15 protein-coding genes are annotated in these 15,761 nt (G+C 62.8%); 11 read left to right on the forward strand and 4 right to left on the reverse strand.

Annotated features, from left to right (window positions below):
* Window positions 1-13 precede the first annotated feature (13 nt).
* From V8Z65_RS03360 to cobO, 6 genes are read left to right on the forward strand one after another with little or no spacing between them, the layout of a single operon-like run.
* Window positions 14-748: a CbtA family protein gene (locus V8Z65_RS03360; protein WP_338722524.1), complete on the forward strand. Its 735-nt coding sequence runs from the start codon at window positions 14-16 to the stop codon at window positions 746-748.
* A complete protein-coding gene (gene cobW, locus V8Z65_RS03365) occupies window positions 745-1,794 on the forward strand; it encodes a cobalamin biosynthesis protein CobW (protein ID WP_338722526.1) in 1,050 nt (349 codons plus the stop codon). Before V8Z65_RS03360 ends, cobW begins: the two co-directional genes overlap by 4 nt.
* A complete protein-coding gene (locus V8Z65_RS03370; protein ID WP_338722527.1) occupies window positions 1,791-2,243 on the forward strand; it encodes a hypothetical protein in 453 nt (150 codons plus the stop codon). Before cobW ends, V8Z65_RS03370 begins: the two co-directional genes overlap by 4 nt.
* Entirely contained in the window at window positions 2,243-6,316 is a 4,074-nt protein-coding gene (cobN, locus tag V8Z65_RS03375; RefSeq protein ID WP_338722528.1) for a cobaltochelatase subunit CobN, read from the forward strand. The genes V8Z65_RS03370 and cobN overlap by 1 nt, the downstream gene beginning before the upstream one ends.
* Window positions 6,313-6,879 (forward strand): hypothetical protein, encoded by a 567-nt coding sequence (locus V8Z65_RS03380; RefSeq protein WP_338722529.1) that lies wholly within the window; start codon window positions 6,313-6,315, stop codon window positions 6,877-6,879. The genes cobN and V8Z65_RS03380 overlap by 4 nt, the downstream gene beginning before the upstream one ends.
* Entirely contained in the window at window positions 6,876-7,517 is a 642-nt protein-coding gene (gene cobO, locus V8Z65_RS03385) for a cob(I)yrinic acid a,c-diamide adenosyltransferase (RefSeq protein WP_338722530.1), read from the forward strand. The genes V8Z65_RS03380 and cobO overlap by 4 nt, the downstream gene beginning before the upstream one ends.
* Here the strand turns inward: cobO and V8Z65_RS03390 are convergent.
* Together V8Z65_RS03390 and V8Z65_RS03395 are read right to left on the reverse strand one after the other, a co-directional pair.
* Window positions 7,514-7,984 carry a hypothetical protein gene (locus tag V8Z65_RS03390; protein WP_338722531.1) on the reverse strand — a complete coding sequence of 157 codons (471 nt, stop codon included), beginning with the start codon at window positions 7,982-7,984 and terminating at the stop codon, window positions 7,514-7,516. The two genes, cobO and V8Z65_RS03390, sit on opposite strands and share 4 nt — an antisense overlap.
* A 40-nt stretch (window positions 7,985-8,024) precedes the next feature.
* The gene (locus V8Z65_RS03395; RefSeq protein WP_338722533.1) at window positions 8,025-8,918 is read right to left on the reverse strand and encodes a cation diffusion facilitator family transporter; all 894 of its coding nucleotides are present in this window, start codon (window positions 8,916-8,918) and stop codon (window positions 8,025-8,027) included.
* A gap of 277 nt (window positions 8,919-9,195) precedes the next feature.
* Here V8Z65_RS03395 and V8Z65_RS03400 point away from each other — a divergent pair, with 277 nt between their 5' ends.
* On the forward strand, window positions 9,196-9,672 hold the full coding sequence (locus V8Z65_RS03400; protein ID WP_338722535.1) for a cobalamin biosynthesis protein: 477 nt from the start codon (window positions 9,196-9,198) through the stop codon (window positions 9,670-9,672).
* On the opposite strand, the gene V8Z65_RS03405 is transcribed toward V8Z65_RS03400, so the two are convergent.
* Complete coding sequence (locus V8Z65_RS03405) at window positions 9,603-10,334, reverse strand: cobalt-precorrin-6A reductase (protein ID WP_338722537.1); 732 nt, start codon at window positions 10,332-10,334, stop codon at window positions 9,603-9,605. The genes V8Z65_RS03400 and V8Z65_RS03405 overlap by 70 nt on opposite strands.
* Window positions 10,335-10,404: 70 nt before the next feature.
* Here V8Z65_RS03405 and cobA point away from each other — a divergent pair, with 70 nt between their 5' ends.
* The 4 genes from cobA to cbiB all read left to right on the forward strand — a co-directional run bounded on the left by cobA (window position 10,405) and on the right by cbiB (window position 15,047).
* Window positions 10,405-11,217, forward strand: a complete 813-nt coding sequence (gene cobA / locus V8Z65_RS03410; protein WP_338722538.1) for a uroporphyrinogen-III C-methyltransferase — start codon at window positions 10,405-10,407, stop codon at window positions 11,215-11,217.
* Window positions 11,204-12,499, forward strand: coding sequence for a cobyrinate a,c-diamide synthase (locus V8Z65_RS03415; RefSeq protein WP_338722540.1), 1,296 nt, complete (start codon window positions 11,204-11,206; stop codon window positions 12,497-12,499). Before cobA ends, V8Z65_RS03415 begins: the two co-directional genes overlap by 14 nt.
* A 124-nt stretch (window positions 12,500-12,623) precedes the next feature.
* On the forward strand, window positions 12,624-14,081 hold the full coding sequence (locus V8Z65_RS03420) for a cobyric acid synthase (protein WP_338722542.1): 1,458 nt from the start codon (window positions 12,624-12,626) through the stop codon (window positions 14,079-14,081).
* A gap of 3 nt (window positions 14,082-14,084) precedes the next feature.
* Entirely contained in the window at window positions 14,085-15,047 is a 963-nt protein-coding gene (gene cbiB / locus V8Z65_RS03425; protein WP_338722544.1) for an adenosylcobinamide-phosphate synthase CbiB, read from the forward strand.
* On the opposite strand, the gene cobU is transcribed toward cbiB, so the two are convergent.
* Complete coding sequence (gene cobU / locus V8Z65_RS03430; protein ID WP_338722546.1) at window positions 15,040-15,576, reverse strand: bifunctional adenosylcobinamide kinase/adenosylcobinamide-phosphate guanylyltransferase; 537 nt, start codon at window positions 15,574-15,576, stop codon at window positions 15,040-15,042. The two genes, cbiB and cobU, sit on opposite strands and share 8 nt — an antisense overlap.
* Window positions 15,577-15,761: the final 185 nt, after the last annotated feature.

A 15,761-nucleotide genomic window follows, 5' to 3' on the forward strand; every position in this document is an offset into this window, starting at 1 on the left:
TCAGGGAATAAAAATGTTTCGCAATCTGTTTTTCGCTGCGCTGGTCGCAGCCCTTTGTGCTGGCCTGATCACGGCGGCGCTCCAGCATTTCCGCGTCACCCCGCTGATCCTCCATGCCGAAACCTTCGAGGGAGAAGGCGGCCACAGCCATGGCGCGGGCACGCCGGCGCATAGCCATGACGAGGCCATAGTGCCTACAGAAGAGGCCGAAGAATGGGTCCCGCAGGATGGTTTCGAGCGCACTGCTTATACCACCCTCGCCACCGTTCTGGCCGCTGCCGGCTTCGCCTTGATCATTGGCGCCGTCTCCATGTTCGCCGGGATTCCCATCACCTTCGCCAATGGCCTGCTCTGGGGCTTTGCCGGTTTCGTCACCTTCTCTTTGGCCCCCGCCTATGGCCTCGCACCCGAACTGCCCGGCATGCCCGCGGCCGATCTGGGCGCCCGCCAGGTCTGGTGGGCCGGCACGGTGCTGGCCACCGGGGCGGCCTGCCTGGTTCTGGCCAAAACCCGGACCGCCTGGGCTATCGCCCTGGCAGTCGCGCTTGTCGCCGCGCCCCATATCATCGGCGCGCCCGCCGCGCCCGATGAACCCAGCGCCGTTCCCGCCCATCTGGCCACCGAATTTGCTGCCGTCACTCTGGGCACATCCATGGTCTTCTGGCTTCTTCTCGGCATGGTCTTCGGCAAGCTCAACGACTGGCTGACCATGTCCGAAACAACCGCCGCAAAGGGAGCCACCGCATGAGCGCCAAAATCCCCACCACCGTCATCACCGGCTTTCTCGGCGCCGGCAAGACCACGCTGGTCCGCCACATGCTGGCGCACGCTCCCAAGGGCAAGCGCATAGCGCTTATCATCAATGAATTTGGCGATCTGGGCGTCGACAAGGACATTCTGGCCGGTTGCGGCGACGAAACCTGCCGCGAAGAGGATATGGTCGAGCTGTCCAATGGCTGCATTTGCTGCACCGTGGCCGATGAATTCATCCCCACCATGCAGGCTTTGCTCGCCCGCGACGAAAAGTTTGATCACATCGTCATCGAAACCTCTGGCCTGGCCCTGCCGCAGCCGCTCATCCGCGCCTTCAACTGGCCCGAAATCAAGGCCCAGGTTACCATTGACGGCGTCGTCACCGTCGCCGACGCCGCCGCTTTGGCCGAGGGTCGCTTTGCTAGTGACGAAGCCGCCGTCGATGCACAACGGCGGAAGGATGAGATGCTCGATCACGAAACGCCCCTGGGCGAACTCTTCGAAGATCAGCTTTCTGCCGCCGACATGGTCATCATCAACAAGACCGATCTTGTCGATGCCGCCATGCTCGAAACCGTCGAGAACAACATCAAGGCAGAACTGCGTCCCGGCGTCGGCATCGTCCGCGCCGCCAATGGTCATGTCGATATCACTGCGCTTTTAGGGCTCGGCATGTCCTCCGAGGACGACATCGCCAACCGCCCCAGCCATCACGAACTGGAGCATGGCGGCGAAACCCATGAGCACGACGATTTCGACAGCTTCTCGCTGACCCTGCCCAGCATTCAGGGCAAGGATCAACTGCTGGCCACCATCGAGCAGACCATCAAAGCCCATGACGTCCTGCGGCTGAAGGGCTTCGCCGCAATCCCCGGCGCCGCGGCCCGCCTCGCCATTCAGGCCGTTGGCCCCCGCGTCACCGCCTATTTCGACCGCCCCTGGAAGGAAGACGAAAAGCGCGAGACTGCCCTCGTCGTCATCGGCGAACAGCCGCTTGATCGGGCTGCCATCACGGCTAGCCTGGAGCAGGCGGCGGCGTGACGACGCCTGGCGCCTACATCGTGCGGCCTGGCAAGGCGCGCTTGGCATTGATTGTGGCGGTTGGACCAATGGTGGGCATAATCTTTGCCTTAGTCTTGCCGGTCATCGTCGGGATGCAGGTTCTCTTTGGCTGGTCGTACAGCATTTGGGTCTCGCTCTGGGGAGCCGCCGGGGCGTTGCTGTCAGGCGCCTATCTGCTTGGGATAGTACCTGCGCTCGTTGGCGCCTTTGTCTATCGGTGGGTCTCGCCTGTCATAGGCTCTGTTTGGCAACACGTTGGCGCGTGTTTGGCCATTGGTGCACTCTGCGGCGGACTAGGCGCCCAACTGCCGATCGCTCTATTTTCAGAGAAGTTCTTCATGTTCGAGCCCACCGCCGGATTTTTGTCTGCGCTTGGCGGCGCCCTGGCGCTCCCGATCCTCGCTATGCCCTATAGCCGGAAACGCTGATGCATCTCCTCTCCGCCCAGGCCGGTGCCATCCAGCAAGAGGGCGAGGCCATCGACCTCGCGCAGTCGCCCGGCGACTATATATTCGCGTCCTCGGCCGATAGCGAATTGGCCATGTTGGCAGGTGCCGCCGACCGGGCAGGGGAGAATGGCCTCAGGCTAGCCAATACCCTTCGGCTCTCCAATAATCTCTCGGTCGATATGTGGCTGGAGCAGACGGTGGCCCATGCCCGTCTCGTCGTCCTGCGGCTCATCGGCGGTATTGCCTATTTCCAATATGGCGTCGATGAACTCACCGCCCTTTGCGCCAACCGCAAAATTCCGCTCGTTCTCCTCCCCGGCGACGCCAATCCCGATCCCATCCTGCGCGATCGCTCCAGCATCCACCCCGACGACTGGACCACGCTCCACCGCCTGTTCATCGCCGGCGGCCCCGACAATGCCGACGCGATTCTGAAGGGCTTCATCGAACTCGCCCTCCTGCCCACCCTCCCCCTTGAGGGGCTTCGAGCTGTCCCGGAGGGCAAATCGCTCCAGTGGAGCGATTTGAGGCAAGAAGGCCAGGAGAGCTGTGCTCGACTGGCTGATGGGGTGGGGGGTGAAACGCGCGCGGTCCTTACCAACACATCACCCCAACCCTTCCCCCGCTTCGGCCTCTGGCATCCCGCCACCGGCATCACCGACGAGGCGGGTCTGCGCGCGCTCCACGATAGCTCGGCAGGCACCAGCCCATTCTTCTCCCCCTCGGGGAGAAGGTGGCGCGCAGCGCCGGATGAGGGGCTTCGAGCCGTCCCGGAGGGGAAATCGCTCCAGCGGAGCGATTTGAGGAGAGAAGGCCATGAGAGCTTTGCTCGATTGGCAGGTACTGCGAGCGTGGAGAAGCCCCCCCACATCCCCATCCTCTTCTATCGTGCTGCCCTCGAAGGCGCCGGCACCGCTACCCTCGAAGCGCTCATTGCCGAACTCGAAGCCCGCGGCCTGGCCCCCGTGCCCTTGCTCGTCTCGTCGCTCAAGGAAGCCGCCTGCACCCGCTTCGTCCAGAACGCGCTGGCTGCCTTCCCGCCCTCTGCCATTTTCAACCTTACGGCCTTTGCCTTGGGCGTGGGCGATCTCGACGAAAAAGCAAATCCCTTTTCCGGCACCGACGCCCCGGTCATCCAGCTCATCCAGTCCGGCCGCTCCGAGGCCCAGTGGGCCGCCGATCCGCAGGGCCTCTCCTCCAAGGACATGGCCATGTATCTGGTCATGCCCGAAGTCGACGGCCGTATCGGCGGCATCCTTGTCGGTCACAAATCCGATGCCGTCTGGCATGAGCGCACCCAATGCCCGCTCTCCGCCTATGCCCCCGATCGCGGCGGCATCAAACGCGCCGTCGACCTCGCCTTCAACTGGGCCCGCCTCCGGCACACGCCCCGCGCCAACCGCCGCATCGCCATCGTCCTCGCCAACTACCCCATCCGCGACGGCCGCCTCGCCAACGGCGTCGGCTACGACGCCCCAGAAAGCACGGTGCGCATGCTGATGGAGCTGGAGAAGGCGGGGTATGCGCTATCGTCCACCGGCCTAAAGCCCCTCCCCCTTGAGGGGAGGGGTTGGGGTGGGGGTGCTGAGCCGGCACTTTACCCCCACACCTCCGCCGATCTCATCGCTCTCCTCCAATCCGGCCCCACCAACGCCAACCCCCAGCGCGGCACCTCCGATGCCATCCTCCCGCTCACCCGCTACACCGAGCTCTTCGCGCAACTCCCCGAAGAAATCCGCACTGCCGTCTCCACCCGCTGGGGTGATCCGGCAACCGATCCCTTCGTCCGCGACGCAGCCTTCCATCTGCCTGCACACCGCTTCGGCAATGTCGTGATTCTGCTTCAGCCGGCGCGCGGCTGGCACCTCGACGAGACCGCCAGCTACCACGATCCCAATCTGGTCCCGCCCCACGCCTATATCGCCGCCTATCTCTGGCTCCGTCACGGGTTCAGCGCCCATGCGCTTGTTCACAATGGCAAGCACGGTACGCTCGAATGGCTGCCCGGCAAATCCGCCGCCCTCGACGCTGACTGTTACCCGGACGCACTCTGGGGCCAGTTGCCCCACCTCTACCCCTTCATCGTCAACGATCCGGGCGAGGGCACCCAGGCCAAGCGGCGCACCGGCGCGGTCATCATCGACCATCTTGTGCCGCCGCTGACTCGCGCTGCAACCTATGGCCCCCTCAAGGACCTTGAGGCCCTGCTTGATGAATACTACGCTGCCTCCGGCATGGACCGGCGCCGTCTGAACGATCTCAAGCGCCGCATTCTCGATTTCACTCGCGACAGCCGGCTCGATCAGGACATCGGCCTGCCCGAAAGCGAGACCGAGGCCCTGATCAAGATCGACAACTTCCTGTGTGACTTGAAGGAAGCGCAGATTCGCGATGGCCTGCATGTCTTCGGGGTCTCGCCCGCGGGAGGCTTCGCACGAGACCTTGCCGTCGCATTGGCCAGAATACCGCGCGGCGACGCCCCCGGGGATAACTCGCTGATCCGGGCTTTGGCCGACGATCTCAAGCTTGGATTCGACCCGCTCGCCGCCAAATTGGGCGAGCCGTGGTCGGGTCCCGCCCTGCCGCATTCACAATCCATTCATCAAGCAGCTCCAGGACCCCTGCGCCGGGTCGGCGATGTGGTCGAACAGCTCGAACTCATCGCTGCCGACCTGGTATCTGGCGCGCGCACCTGCCCTCCCGACTGGCCCGTCACCCGTGCCGTTCTCGATACGGTCGAAACCCTTATAAAACCACGACTTTCTGCCTCCGGGCCGGCTGAAATGGTGGCCTTTCTCGACGCGCTGGACGGCAAATTCGTCGCCCCCGGCCCCTCCGGCGCCCCCTCTCGCGGCCGCCTCGATGTTTTGCCCACCGGCCGCAATTTCTACTCCATCGACGCCCGCACTGTCCCCACGCCAAGTGCTTGGGAACTCGGAAGAAAATCCGCCGAAAGCCTCGTTCTTCGCCACCTTCAGGACCATGGTCACCACCTCAGATCGGTCGCGCTTTCGGTCTGGGGCACCGCCAATATGCGCACTGGCGGCGACGACATCGCCCAGGCCCTGGCCCTCATCGGCGCCCACCCCACCTGGGACCCCGGCTCCCTCCGCGTCGCGGGCTATGAGATCATTCCTCTGCCCCGGCTTGGCCGGCCGAGAGTCGACGTAACCCTCAGAATTTCCGGCTTTTTTCGCGATGCCTTCCCAGCCCAGATCGCCTTGTTCGATCGGGCCATCCGCGCCATCGGCGCCCTTGACGAGCCCGAGGACGACAACCCAATCGCCGCAAGAATGCGCACCGAGGCACTAGGTTTGATGGCGGAGGGTAAGTCGGAAAGTGAAGCGTCACTCGCCGCCGGTGCGAGAATTTTCGGTTCCAAACCAGGGACTTATGGCGTCGGTCTGGGCCAGTTGATCGATACCGGTAACTGGTCGGACAAGGCTGACCTCGGCAATCAGGTCCTCGCCTGGGGCCAATATGCCTATGGCGCCACCGCCGCCGGCATCCCCATGCATGACCGTTTCCGCGCCCGCCTCGGCGGGATCGATGCGGTCGTTCACAATCAGGACAATCGCGAACACGATCTGCTCGACAGTGACAATTACTACCAGTTCGAAGGCGGCCTTTCTGCCGCCGCTGAAACCCTTTCCGGCCACAGGCCCGCAGCCTATCACAACGATCATTCCCGCCCGGAGACGCCAAAAATCCGCTCGCTGGAACAAGAGGTTAGCCATGTCATGCGCAGCCGTGTGGTCAATCCCAAATGGATCGCCGGGGTGATGCGCCACGGCTATCGCGGCGCGTTCGAAGTCATCGCCACGGTCGACTTCATGTTCGCCTTCGCCGCCACCACCGGCGCGGTCAAGACACACCATTTCGACCTCGCCTTCGAAGCCTTCATTGACGACAGCGCCGTCCGCGACTGGCTCAAACAGGCGAACGCCCATGGCTATGAAGAGCTGATTGCCAAGTTCAATGAGGCGCGCGAACGCGGACTCTGGTCGCCCCGGACCAATTCCGCTTATGCTTTGCTGTCGGGGGACGCATGAACAACACCGTCATTTATCTCATTGGCCACTATGGTGTCGGCAAGCTGACGATTGCCCGCGCCATTGCCGAGGCCACCGGCGCCCGCGTCTTTGACAACCATTTGGCGAACAACGTCATTTTTTCGCTGATCCGGGAAGATGGACGAACCAAGATACCGCAGCGCGCCTGGGACCTGATCATGACCATCAGGCGCCAAGCCCTGATCGCCATGACAGAACTGGCTCGCCCGGATGCCAGCTTCGTTCTGACCAACGCGCTGATGGACGCTGACCCAATGGACAGGCAGGCCTTTGCCGAGGTGCAAAGTGCGGCCGAGCAACGCCGCGCCTGTTTTGTGCCCGTGACCCTTGTGGCTTCCGATTCGGCACATGACATCCGCATCCCGTCCCCTGAGCGCGAGCAACGCCTCAAAATGACGGACGCTGCTGGTGCCAGAAATGTGCGCGAGACGCGCCAATTGCTGCGCATCGCCCATCCCCATCACCTGACCATCGACACGACCGATATTGCGCCCGAACAAGCGGCGCGAATGATCATCGAACACGCGGAGCACTCTGCATGACTGACAAACCCGCCAAGAAGACCGACCTCATGACCGAGGCGGAGCGTGACGCCTATCACGCTGAAAAGATGAAGAAAAAGAAGGCGGCGCGGGACAAGATCCTCTCAACTAAGACCGAGGAAAAGGGCCTGCTCATTGTCCATACCGGCAAGGGCAAGGGCAAGTCGACGGCCGCCTTCGGCATGGTTTTCCGTGCGCTGGGCAACGGCATGCGGGTGGGCGTGGTGCAATTCGTCAAAGGGGTCTGGAACACCGGCGAGCGCACGGTCCTCGACAAGTTCCCCGACCAGGTGACCATTAATGCTATGGGTGAGGGCTTCACCTGGGATGTCGCCGATCGGCAGCGCGACCTGGCCGCCGCCCGCAAGGCCTGGGATCAGGCCAAGGCGCTGATCGCCGATCCCGGTTACGACATGGTCCTGCTCGACGAACTCAATATTTGCCTGCGCTACGACTACCTGCCGCTCGACGAAGTGCTCGAAACCCTGTGCAATAAGCCTGTGGACAAGCATGTCATCGTCACCGGGCGCAATGCTAAGGACGAGTTGATCGAAATCGCCGATCTCGTCACCGAAATGACCGAGATCAAGCATCATTTCCGCGCCGGCGTGAAAGCGCAAAAAGGGGTCGAATTCTAGCAGCCGGTCGCCTGCAGAGAACGATTCAGCCCATCGATAATAGCGTTCATATCGGCCAGGTCGCGGATATTGTACTCGACGCGATAGGCCGCATAGCTTGCTTCATCGCAAAGCGCGATCATTCGTTGATAGAAGATACGATGGTCTCTCTGGCCGGAAAATACGGCCCATTGCGGCGTCGACGCCTGATAGGTCAGTGCCCAGTTCTCCGCGCTGGCAAAGCTCTGCCGCTGCGCAACCTCGGATTCGAAGCTTTCCAGGAGCTGTCCGCCCCATATGGCAAGCTCCTGCTCCGCTCTGAGGCGGTAAAATAGCTGGCCATCGCCATTGTCGCTCGCGCCCTGCCCGACGAAATCGGGCGGCACGTCGATTTCATAGCCGAAACGCGCATTGGCGTAGTGATCCCAATACTGTGCCAGGGCGGGGAAGGTGACCAGCAATAGGGCAAAAAGGACGAGGCCGCGCATGCGCGAATTGTGCCTGCGGCCACGCCTGTCGGCAAGGCTATCAGAGAACCACAATTCCGGCATGCTTGGCCTTCTCTTCGGGCTCGACATGGATGGTGATCTGCACGTCCCTGACGGCCTCGCGCAGCTTGGCCTCTATCGTGTCGCAGATCGTATGCGCTGCATCCACGCTCATCGTTCCCGGCACCACCAGGTGAAAGTCAATGAAGGTCATCTTGCCGGCCTGCCGCGTACGGACGTCATGGGCCTCGATGGCGCCGTCAGCGTTGACCGAAATGACCTCGCGAATGACCTTCTGCGTGTCCTCGGGCACGGCCACATCCATCAACCCGCCGACGCTATCGCGGATGACGCCCCAGCCAGACCAGAGGATATTGAGCGCCACCAGGACGGCCAAAATGGCGTCGAGCCGGGCCCAACTGGTCAGGTAGACCAGCGCCAGCCCCGCCAGCACGCCGAAGGTCGAGATCACATCGGTCATCAGATGCTTGCCATCGGCGGCAATGGCTGGCGATCTAGCAATTCGGCCCTGACGCCGCAGCACCAGCGCCCAGACCAGGTTGATCGCAGTGGCCACGCCGCTGACGGCCAAGCCCTGCACCGGCGCATCGGGCATTTCCGGCGCTATAAAGCCGTTCACCGCTTCGCGCAGAATGAGGATCGCAGCCACGATGATCATCACCCCAACCAGCACGGCGGAGAAATACTCTGCCTTGTGATAGCCATAGGGCAGGCTGGCATCGGCAGGCCGCTGGGCCAGGCGGACCGCGATCAATGCAGCCACCGCTGTCACTACATTGACGATCGATTCAAGCGCGTCCGAATAGAGCGCGATAGAACCGGTCAGCCACCAGGCGAGAAATTTCAGGCCCAGAACGATCAGCCCGACGACAATGCTCGATGCGGCTATGGCCAGGGTGCGGTTGGCCGCCATGGTGCTCTCCTTGTGTCCCGAATGGAGGCCTTAGCGGACACCTGGCCTGCTCGCAAGCCATTGTATTTGCGAACGATTTTCAGAAGCATTCCGATCTGCGTGGCTTTGTTGCAAGCCATTGATTGACCAAGCACTTTCCCCCTCTTACAACCGGAACCAGCGCAGCGTTCCCATGATGGAACTGAAACAGAGCCCGGTGCGGTCGACCAATTTGCGGGGCCAAGCCCGGGGCTGCTCCGGTTTTTGAGTGAAGCTGCCTCGTTCGAACGAGGCGATCATGATCGATCAAATCTCCGGTGGTCGGCCGGTTTTTTCCACTCGCGCCAATGCTGGCATCGTCGCCGGCATCGGCCTGCGTCTGAAGGCCAGCGGCGCGGACCTCCTGGACCTGCTCGACACCTGCCTTGCCGAAGCCGGTTTGGCCCGTTCCGATATCCTGGCTTTGGCGACGCTGGATCGCAAGCAGGCGTATCCGGCATTGGCCGAGGTGGCTGGCCTCCTGAATGTGCCCATCCTGCCGGTCGCGGCGGTAAACCTTCTCACCCCCGTCCCGAACCCGTCTTTGCAGGTGGCCGGTCATATCGGACATGGCTCGGTGGCCGAGGCTGCGGCCCTGCACTTTGGTCCTTTGCTGGTCGAAAAACGCCGCGGCGCCAATGTCACCTGCGCCTTGGCGCAATGCCGCTATGCCCCCGCCGCGCTCAAGGCAGAAATGGCGGCTTCGACGGTTTCCACCTCTTCTGCGGGGTCATAAATGGGACGTGCGACCATCAAAACGACCACCCCCAATTGTTGCGCCGCTTCCAGCTTCGCCGCCGTCTGCCCGCCGCCGGAATTCTTGCTGACCAGATGGGTGATGCCATGACGTTGCATGAGCGTCAGTTCCCCGGCCAGATTGTAGGGCGGACGGTCGAGGACCAGTTGCGCATTTTTCGGCATCGCCACATTGGGCGGTTCGATGAGGCGCACAAAGAACTGGCAATCCTGCCGCTCGAGAAAGGTTGCGAGCCCGCTATGTCCGGTGGTCAGCAGGACATTGGCGTGGCGGGGCAGGGCATCTGCGGCCTCTTTAGCCGAGCGGACGACCGTCCAATGCTGGCCCGGCAGCGGTGCCCAGGCCGGCCGCAGCAACCGCACCAGCCTGATACCCGTCGCCGCTGCGGCGGCCACGGCATTGCCGGATATTTGGCTGGCATAGGGATGGGTAGCATCCACCAGACACTCGATATTGGCAGCGCGGAGAAAAGCGCAGAGCCCCTGAACGCCACCAAAATGGCCCATGCGCAACCGGCCCGCGGGCAATATCGGATCCTGCGTGCGGCCGGCAAGCGAGGTGATGACGTCGTGGCCCAGGCTGGTCAGGCGGTCAGCCAGTTGCCGCGCCTCGCTCGTACCACCCAGGATAAGGATTTTCATTCTACGCGACCCATTGCTTGGTCCCAATTTGCCCGTGGCGCCTGCTACGCTCAAGTGCGGGAGCGCAGATATGGCTGAAGCACTCTTCGCCCGTCTGGACAAAGCCGATTTTCCGCCTTTCGAACCCGGTAGCGTCTGGCTGGTCGGCGCTGGCCCGGGTGGCCCCGGTCTGTTGACGCTTCTGGCTCTTCACGCGCTGGCCCAGGCCGATGTCATCATACATGATGCACTGGTCTCGACTGACATTCTGACATTGGCGCCGGATCGCGTTGAGCGTATCCATGCCGGCAAGCGCGGCGGCAAGCCTTCGCCCAAACAGGCTGACATCACCATACGTCTGATCGAACTTGCCAGGGCGGGCAAGCGGGTCTTGCGCCTCAAGGGCGGCGACCCCTTCATGTTTGGACGCGGGGGTGAGGAGGCCGGGGCCTTAGCCGAGGCGCATATTCCCTTTCGTATTGTCCCAGGCATTTCAGCGGGCTTGGGCGGCCTTGCCTATGCCGGCCTTCCGGTCACGCACCGCGAAACCAATCACGCCGTCATTTTTGTAACTGGCCACGACGAAACCGGCGCCGTTCCCGGCACCGTCAACTGGCCGGCCGTGGCCCAGGCTGCCCCGGTCATTGTCCTCTATATGGCGGTCAGGCACCTTCCAACCATTGCGGCGCAATTGCTTGCCGCCGGGCGCAGGGCCGATGAGGCTGTGACCATTGTTTCCAATCTCGCGCATCCAGACCAGTCGGTTCTTGAAACGAGTTTGGGCGAAGCCGGCGCACTCGTCGATGTGCCCACTCCGGCCATCATCGTTATAGGCCCGGTTGCCCGCTATCGCGGTGCATTACACTGGTATGTCGCTGAGGTGCGCAGACATGTCTTTGGCTAAAGGCGTTATCATTTCCGCACCCCGCTCGGGCTCCGGCAAGACGGTTCTGACCCTTGGGCTGCTGGCGGCGCTGCGCCGTCGCGGGCTGCTGGTGGCGCCAGCCAAGTCGGGCCCTGACTATATCGATCCGCACTTTTCGGGCCTCGCCGCTGGGCGCGAGGCCATTAATCTCGACCCCTGGGCCATGTCTCACCCCCAGTTGCGGGCTCTCGCCGCCCAGCAGGCGACCGGCGCCGATCTGCTGGTGGTCGAAGGTGCCATGGGCCTGTTCGATGCCGCTGCGGACGGAAATGGGTCCACCGGCGATCTGGCCGAAATACTTGGACTGCCGGTTGTTTTTGTCGTCGATGCCGATCGGCACAGTCAATCGGTCGCGCCGCTGGTTTCGGGTTTTGCTCATTGGCGGCAGGGTGTTCGCCTTGCGGGCGTCATACTCAATCGCGTCGCCAGCGCCCGGCACGAGCGTATGCTGGTTTCTGCATTGAAGGGGACCGGCCTGCCCTGTCTCGGCGCCATCCCCCGGCGGCCGGAACTGGCCATGCCGGAACGGCATTTGGGTTTGGTTCTGCCGGCGGAAATAGATCACTTCTCCGCCTTTCTTGGCCACGCCGCCCAGGTGGTCAGCGACTTTGTCGATCTCGACGCCATTCTGTCCCTCTCGACGTCCTTGTCGGATGAGGGAATGCCACCTGCGGCTTTGCCGCCCCTGGGGCAACACATGGCCATTGCACGCGACAAGGCCTTTGCCTTTCTCTATCCGCACCTGCTCGATGGTTGGCGCGCCGGGGGTGCCGAACTGAGCTTTTTCTCGCCCCTCTCCGATGAGGGCCCACCCGATGCGGCGGACGCCATCTTCCTGCCCGGCGGCTATCCGGAACTGCATGGTGGCGCCCTCAGTGCGGCCGGCCGGTTTCATGCGGGTCTGCATAGGGCCAAAGATCGGGGGGCGCTGATTTATGGCGAATGCGGTGGCTTCATGGTTATGGGAGAGGCGCTGGTCGACAAGGACGGGACCACACACACCATGAGCGGCCTTTTGCCGGTCACCACGCGTATCGACCGGCCCAAGCGCATATTGGGGTATCGCCGGTTGTTGCACGACAGCGCCTTGCCTTGGCCCGCCGGGCTCAATGGCCATGAGTTCCACTACTCCTCCGCCAAACAGACCGGCTTGCCGCCGCTTTTCGAAGCGCTCGATGCCGAAGGCATCCGGCAGCCGTCTATGGGGGCGGTTGCGGGCCGGGTCATGGGGTCTTACGCCCACGTCATCTCACGTGCATAAGACTACCATGACCAGAGCCTTGATGTTCATGGGCTCCGCGCCGTCCCGAAGGGCCAATCGGGCCGGTGGCGCGATTGGAGGCAAGGAGGCCATTTGAGCTATGCTCAAATGGCGGGGTGTTAATATGACCAAAGCCTTGATGTTCATGGGTACCGGCTCCGATGTAGGCAAGTCACTGATTGTGGCCGGTCTTTGCCGGGCCCTGGCCAATCGGGGCCTCAGGGTCGCGCCGTTCAAGCCGCAGAACATGAGCAACAATGCCGCCGTCACCAGCGATGGCGGCGAAATCGGCCGCGCCCAGGCGCTGCAGGCCCGGGCAGCGCGACGCGATCCCGTTACGGCGATGAACCCGGTCCTGCTCAAGCCTGAGGGGGAGACCGGTTCCCAGGTGGTCGTGCGCGGCCGGCGGCGCGTTAGCCTCAGCGCGCGGCAATATTGGGCGGACCGCGCCCAGCTCATGCCTGAAGTCTTGGCCGCATTTTCGGAGCTGGCCGCGCAAGTGGACTATATCCTGGTCGAAGGGGCCGGTAGCGCGTCCGAGGTCAATCTGCGCGAGGGCGATATTGCCAATTTCGGCTTTGCCCAGGCGGCCCATGTGCCGGTCGTTTTGATTGGCGATATCCACCGCGGCGGTGTCATCGCCGCCCTGGTGGGGACGCTGGAGGTGATCGACCCGGCGGATGCAAACCTGGTCCGGGCCAGCCTGATCAACCGCTTCTTTGGCGATCCGGCCCTGTTCGAGGCGGGAAAGTCGTTTCTGGCCGAACGCATGGCGCGGCCCTGCTTTGGCCCGGTGCCTCATTTTGCCGATGCCGCGAAATTGCCGGCAGAGGATGCGCTGGCGCTCGATGCCTATTCCGGCGGCTCCGGCCGTTTCCACGTCGCCGTGCCGCGGCTGCCGCGCATTGCCAATTTCGACGATCTCGATCCATTGCGTGCCGAAGCGGGCATCACGCTGACCCTGGTACAACCGGGTCGGCCTATTCCGCGCGATGCCGATCTTGTTCTTTTGCCGGGCTCCAAGGCCACGCGCGCCGATCTGGCCGCCCTGCGCGCCAATGGCTGGGACATCGACATTCTCGCGCACCACCGCTCGGGCGGGCAGGTCATGGGCATTTGCGGCGGCTATCAAATGCTGGGCAGAACCATAGCCGACCCTGAAGGGATCGAGGGCGCCCCTGGCACGAGCGAGGGTCTTGGCCTGCTCGCTGTCGACACGGTCCTGGCGCCGGCCAAGCAATTGCGGATCGAGCAGGCCGTGCATCTGCTCACCAATGAGCCGCTGACCGGTTACCATATGCATATGGGGGTAACCTCGGGTCCGGATACGCAAAGACCGTTTGCCCAGATCGGCGGCACACCCGAGGGTGCTGTGAGCCCCGATGGCCGCGTCATGGGCACCTATCTCCACGGGCTTTTTGCCGCCGACAGCTTCCGTCGCGCCTTTCTGGGGGCCCATGCCAACGCCGACCTGGCCTTCGAGGCGGGCGTGGAAATGGCGCTGGATGGTCTTGCGAACCATCTCGAAACCCATATCGATATTGACCAGTTGCTGGCGCTTGCCGCGCCGATAGAGATCTAGCCCATGGACCCTCTGATATCGCCTTTGGCGCTCGCTATTGAACGGCAGTTTGGCTATCCGCAGAAGCTTGCCAATACCATTGGCCACCCAGTCATGTGGTTCGGCACCCTGATCGATTTCTGCGAGAAGCGCCTCAATACCACCAGCCGCACACCTTCCCAGCGCAAGCTTGCAGGCGTTGTAGCTCTGGGCTTGTTGCTCCTGTCCGTCCTGATCGTCACTGTCGGCATCCGCACCATTCTGTCTTGGATTCCGCTGGGCTGGGTGGTCGAAATGCTTTTGGCCACCACATTTCTGGCACAGAAGGAACTGGGACGAGCTGTCGAGGCGGTCTCGGAGGCCCTGCGCACATCCCTCGCTGCCGGACGCGAAGCCGTCAGCCACGTTGTCGGGCGCGATCCGCAAACCCTTGACGAGGCGGGTGTCGCCCGGGCCGCGGTCGAAACACTGGCCGAAAGCACATCGGACGGTGTCGTTGCGCCCTGGCTGTTCCTGCTGCTCTTCGGCCTGCCGGGCATTGCCGTTTACAAGGCCGTCAACACAGCCGATTCCATGATCGGCCATCTCGATGACCGTTACCGCGATTATGGCTGGGCCGCCGCAAGGCTCGACGACGTGTTCAATTGGATACCGGCGCGGTTGACCGCCATGCTTATCACGCTGGCCTGCTTTTTCACCCCTGGTGCCAGTCCGGGCAAGGCCTGGGCGACGGCCCGGCGGGACGCTGCAAAGCACGATTCTCCAAATGCCGGCTGGCCCGAGGCGGCCTTTGCCGGTGCGCTGAATTTTCAACTTGGCGGACCGCGCTATTATGAGGGCGAACTGGTGGACCTGCCGGTCTTCGGAACCGGCAAGGCGGCGCTGGGCGCCAGCGATATCATGCTGGCGCTGCTGCTCTATCGCCGCACCCTCGATGTGCTGCTCGGTTTCGGCAGTATCATTGCCCTGATGCTGCTTGTCAGCTGACCGGGTCGGGCGCATTGCCCTTCAGGGTCAAGGGCAATCCGGCGGCAACGAAATAGACATCGTCGCAGATTTCGGCCAATCGCTGATGGGTCGATCCGGCCAGGTCGCGGAAGGTGCGGGCCATGGCATTGTCGGGCACGATCCCGAGGCCCACTTCGTTCGATACCAGAATCACCTTGGCCTGCTGGATTTCCGCGAGTGTGGCATAGAGTTCGCTGACAGCGGTTGCGACATCCTCGTTGGCCAGCAGCAGATTGGTGATCCATAGCGTCAGGCAGTCGACCAGGATGACGTCATGGGCCTTGCCCGCTTTGAGGATGGCATGGGACAATTCGAGCGGTTCTTCGATCGTCGTGAAGCGCTCGCCTCGGACGGCCTGATGGCTGCTCACCCGCTCATTCATTTCCGCATCGAGAACGGTGGCCGTCGCCAGATAGGCAGGTTTGGCGCCAGCATGCAGCGCCAGCCTTTCGGCAAATGCGGTTTTTCCCGAGCGGGCCCCGCCCAGCACAAGGCAATGTCGCGTCATGGAGAGCTCTCTTTCGGGCGCCGCTGCGGCCCATTCCCGTCCTGATAATCTTGGCTCCAAACGAACGGTGATGGCAACCCGTTCCGCTCGATTCCGCATTTGCAGAGGGGTTAAGCAAGCGGGCGGTACGGCAACGACATTTTCTTGGGCCTACTACTTTCGTCTTAGCGCCTTTCGCATTATGG

It is taken from the genome of Devosia sp. XK-2 (assembly GCF_037113415.1).
Classification (GTDB): domain Bacteria; phylum Pseudomonadota; class Alphaproteobacteria; order Rhizobiales; family Devosiaceae; genus Devosia.

Coding starts and splice junctions, on each gene's coding strand:
- V8Z65_RS03360 (WP_338722524.1), top strand. CDS start 14: ATGTTTCGCAATCTGTTTTTCGCTGCGCTGGTCGCAGCCCTTTGTGCT.
- cobW (WP_338722526.1), top strand. CDS start 745: ATGAGCGCCAAAATCCCCACCACCGTCATCACCGGCTTTCTCGGCGCC.
- cobN (WP_338722528.1), top strand. CDS start 2,243: ATGCATCTCCTCTCCGCCCAGGCCGGTGCCATCCAGCAAGAGGGCGAG.
- V8Z65_RS03380 (WP_338722529.1), top strand. CDS start 6,313: ATGAACAACACCGTCATTTATCTCATTGGCCACTATGGTGTCGGCAAG.
- cobO (WP_338722530.1), top strand. CDS start 6,876: ATGACTGACAAACCCGCCAAGAAGACCGACCTCATGACCGAGGCGGAG.
- V8Z65_RS03390 (WP_338722531.1), bottom strand. CDS start 7,984: ATGCGCGGCCTCGTCCTTTTTGCCCTATTGCTGGTCACCTTCCCCGCC.
- V8Z65_RS03395 (WP_338722533.1), bottom strand. CDS start 8,918: ATGGCGGCCAACCGCACCCTGGCCATAGCCGCATCGAGCATTGTCGTC.
- V8Z65_RS03400 (WP_338722535.1), top strand. CDS start 9,196: ATGATCGATCAAATCTCCGGTGGTCGGCCGGTTTTTTCCACTCGCGCC.
- V8Z65_RS03405 (WP_338722537.1), bottom strand. CDS start 10,334: ATGAAAATCCTTATCCTGGGTGGTACGAGCGAGGCGCGGCAACTGGCT.
- cobA (WP_338722538.1), top strand. CDS start 10,405: ATGGCTGAAGCACTCTTCGCCCGTCTGGACAAAGCCGATTTTCCGCCT.
- V8Z65_RS03415 (WP_338722540.1), top strand. CDS start 11,204: ATGTCTTTGGCTAAAGGCGTTATCATTTCCGCACCCCGCTCGGGCTCC.
- V8Z65_RS03420 (WP_338722542.1), top strand. CDS start 12,624: ATGACCAAAGCCTTGATGTTCATGGGTACCGGCTCCGATGTAGGCAAG.
- cbiB (WP_338722544.1), top strand. CDS start 14,085: ATGGACCCTCTGATATCGCCTTTGGCGCTCGCTATTGAACGGCAGTTT.
- cobU (WP_338722546.1), bottom strand. CDS start 15,576: ATGACGCGACATTGCCTTGTGCTGGGCGGGGCCCGCTCGGGAAAAACC.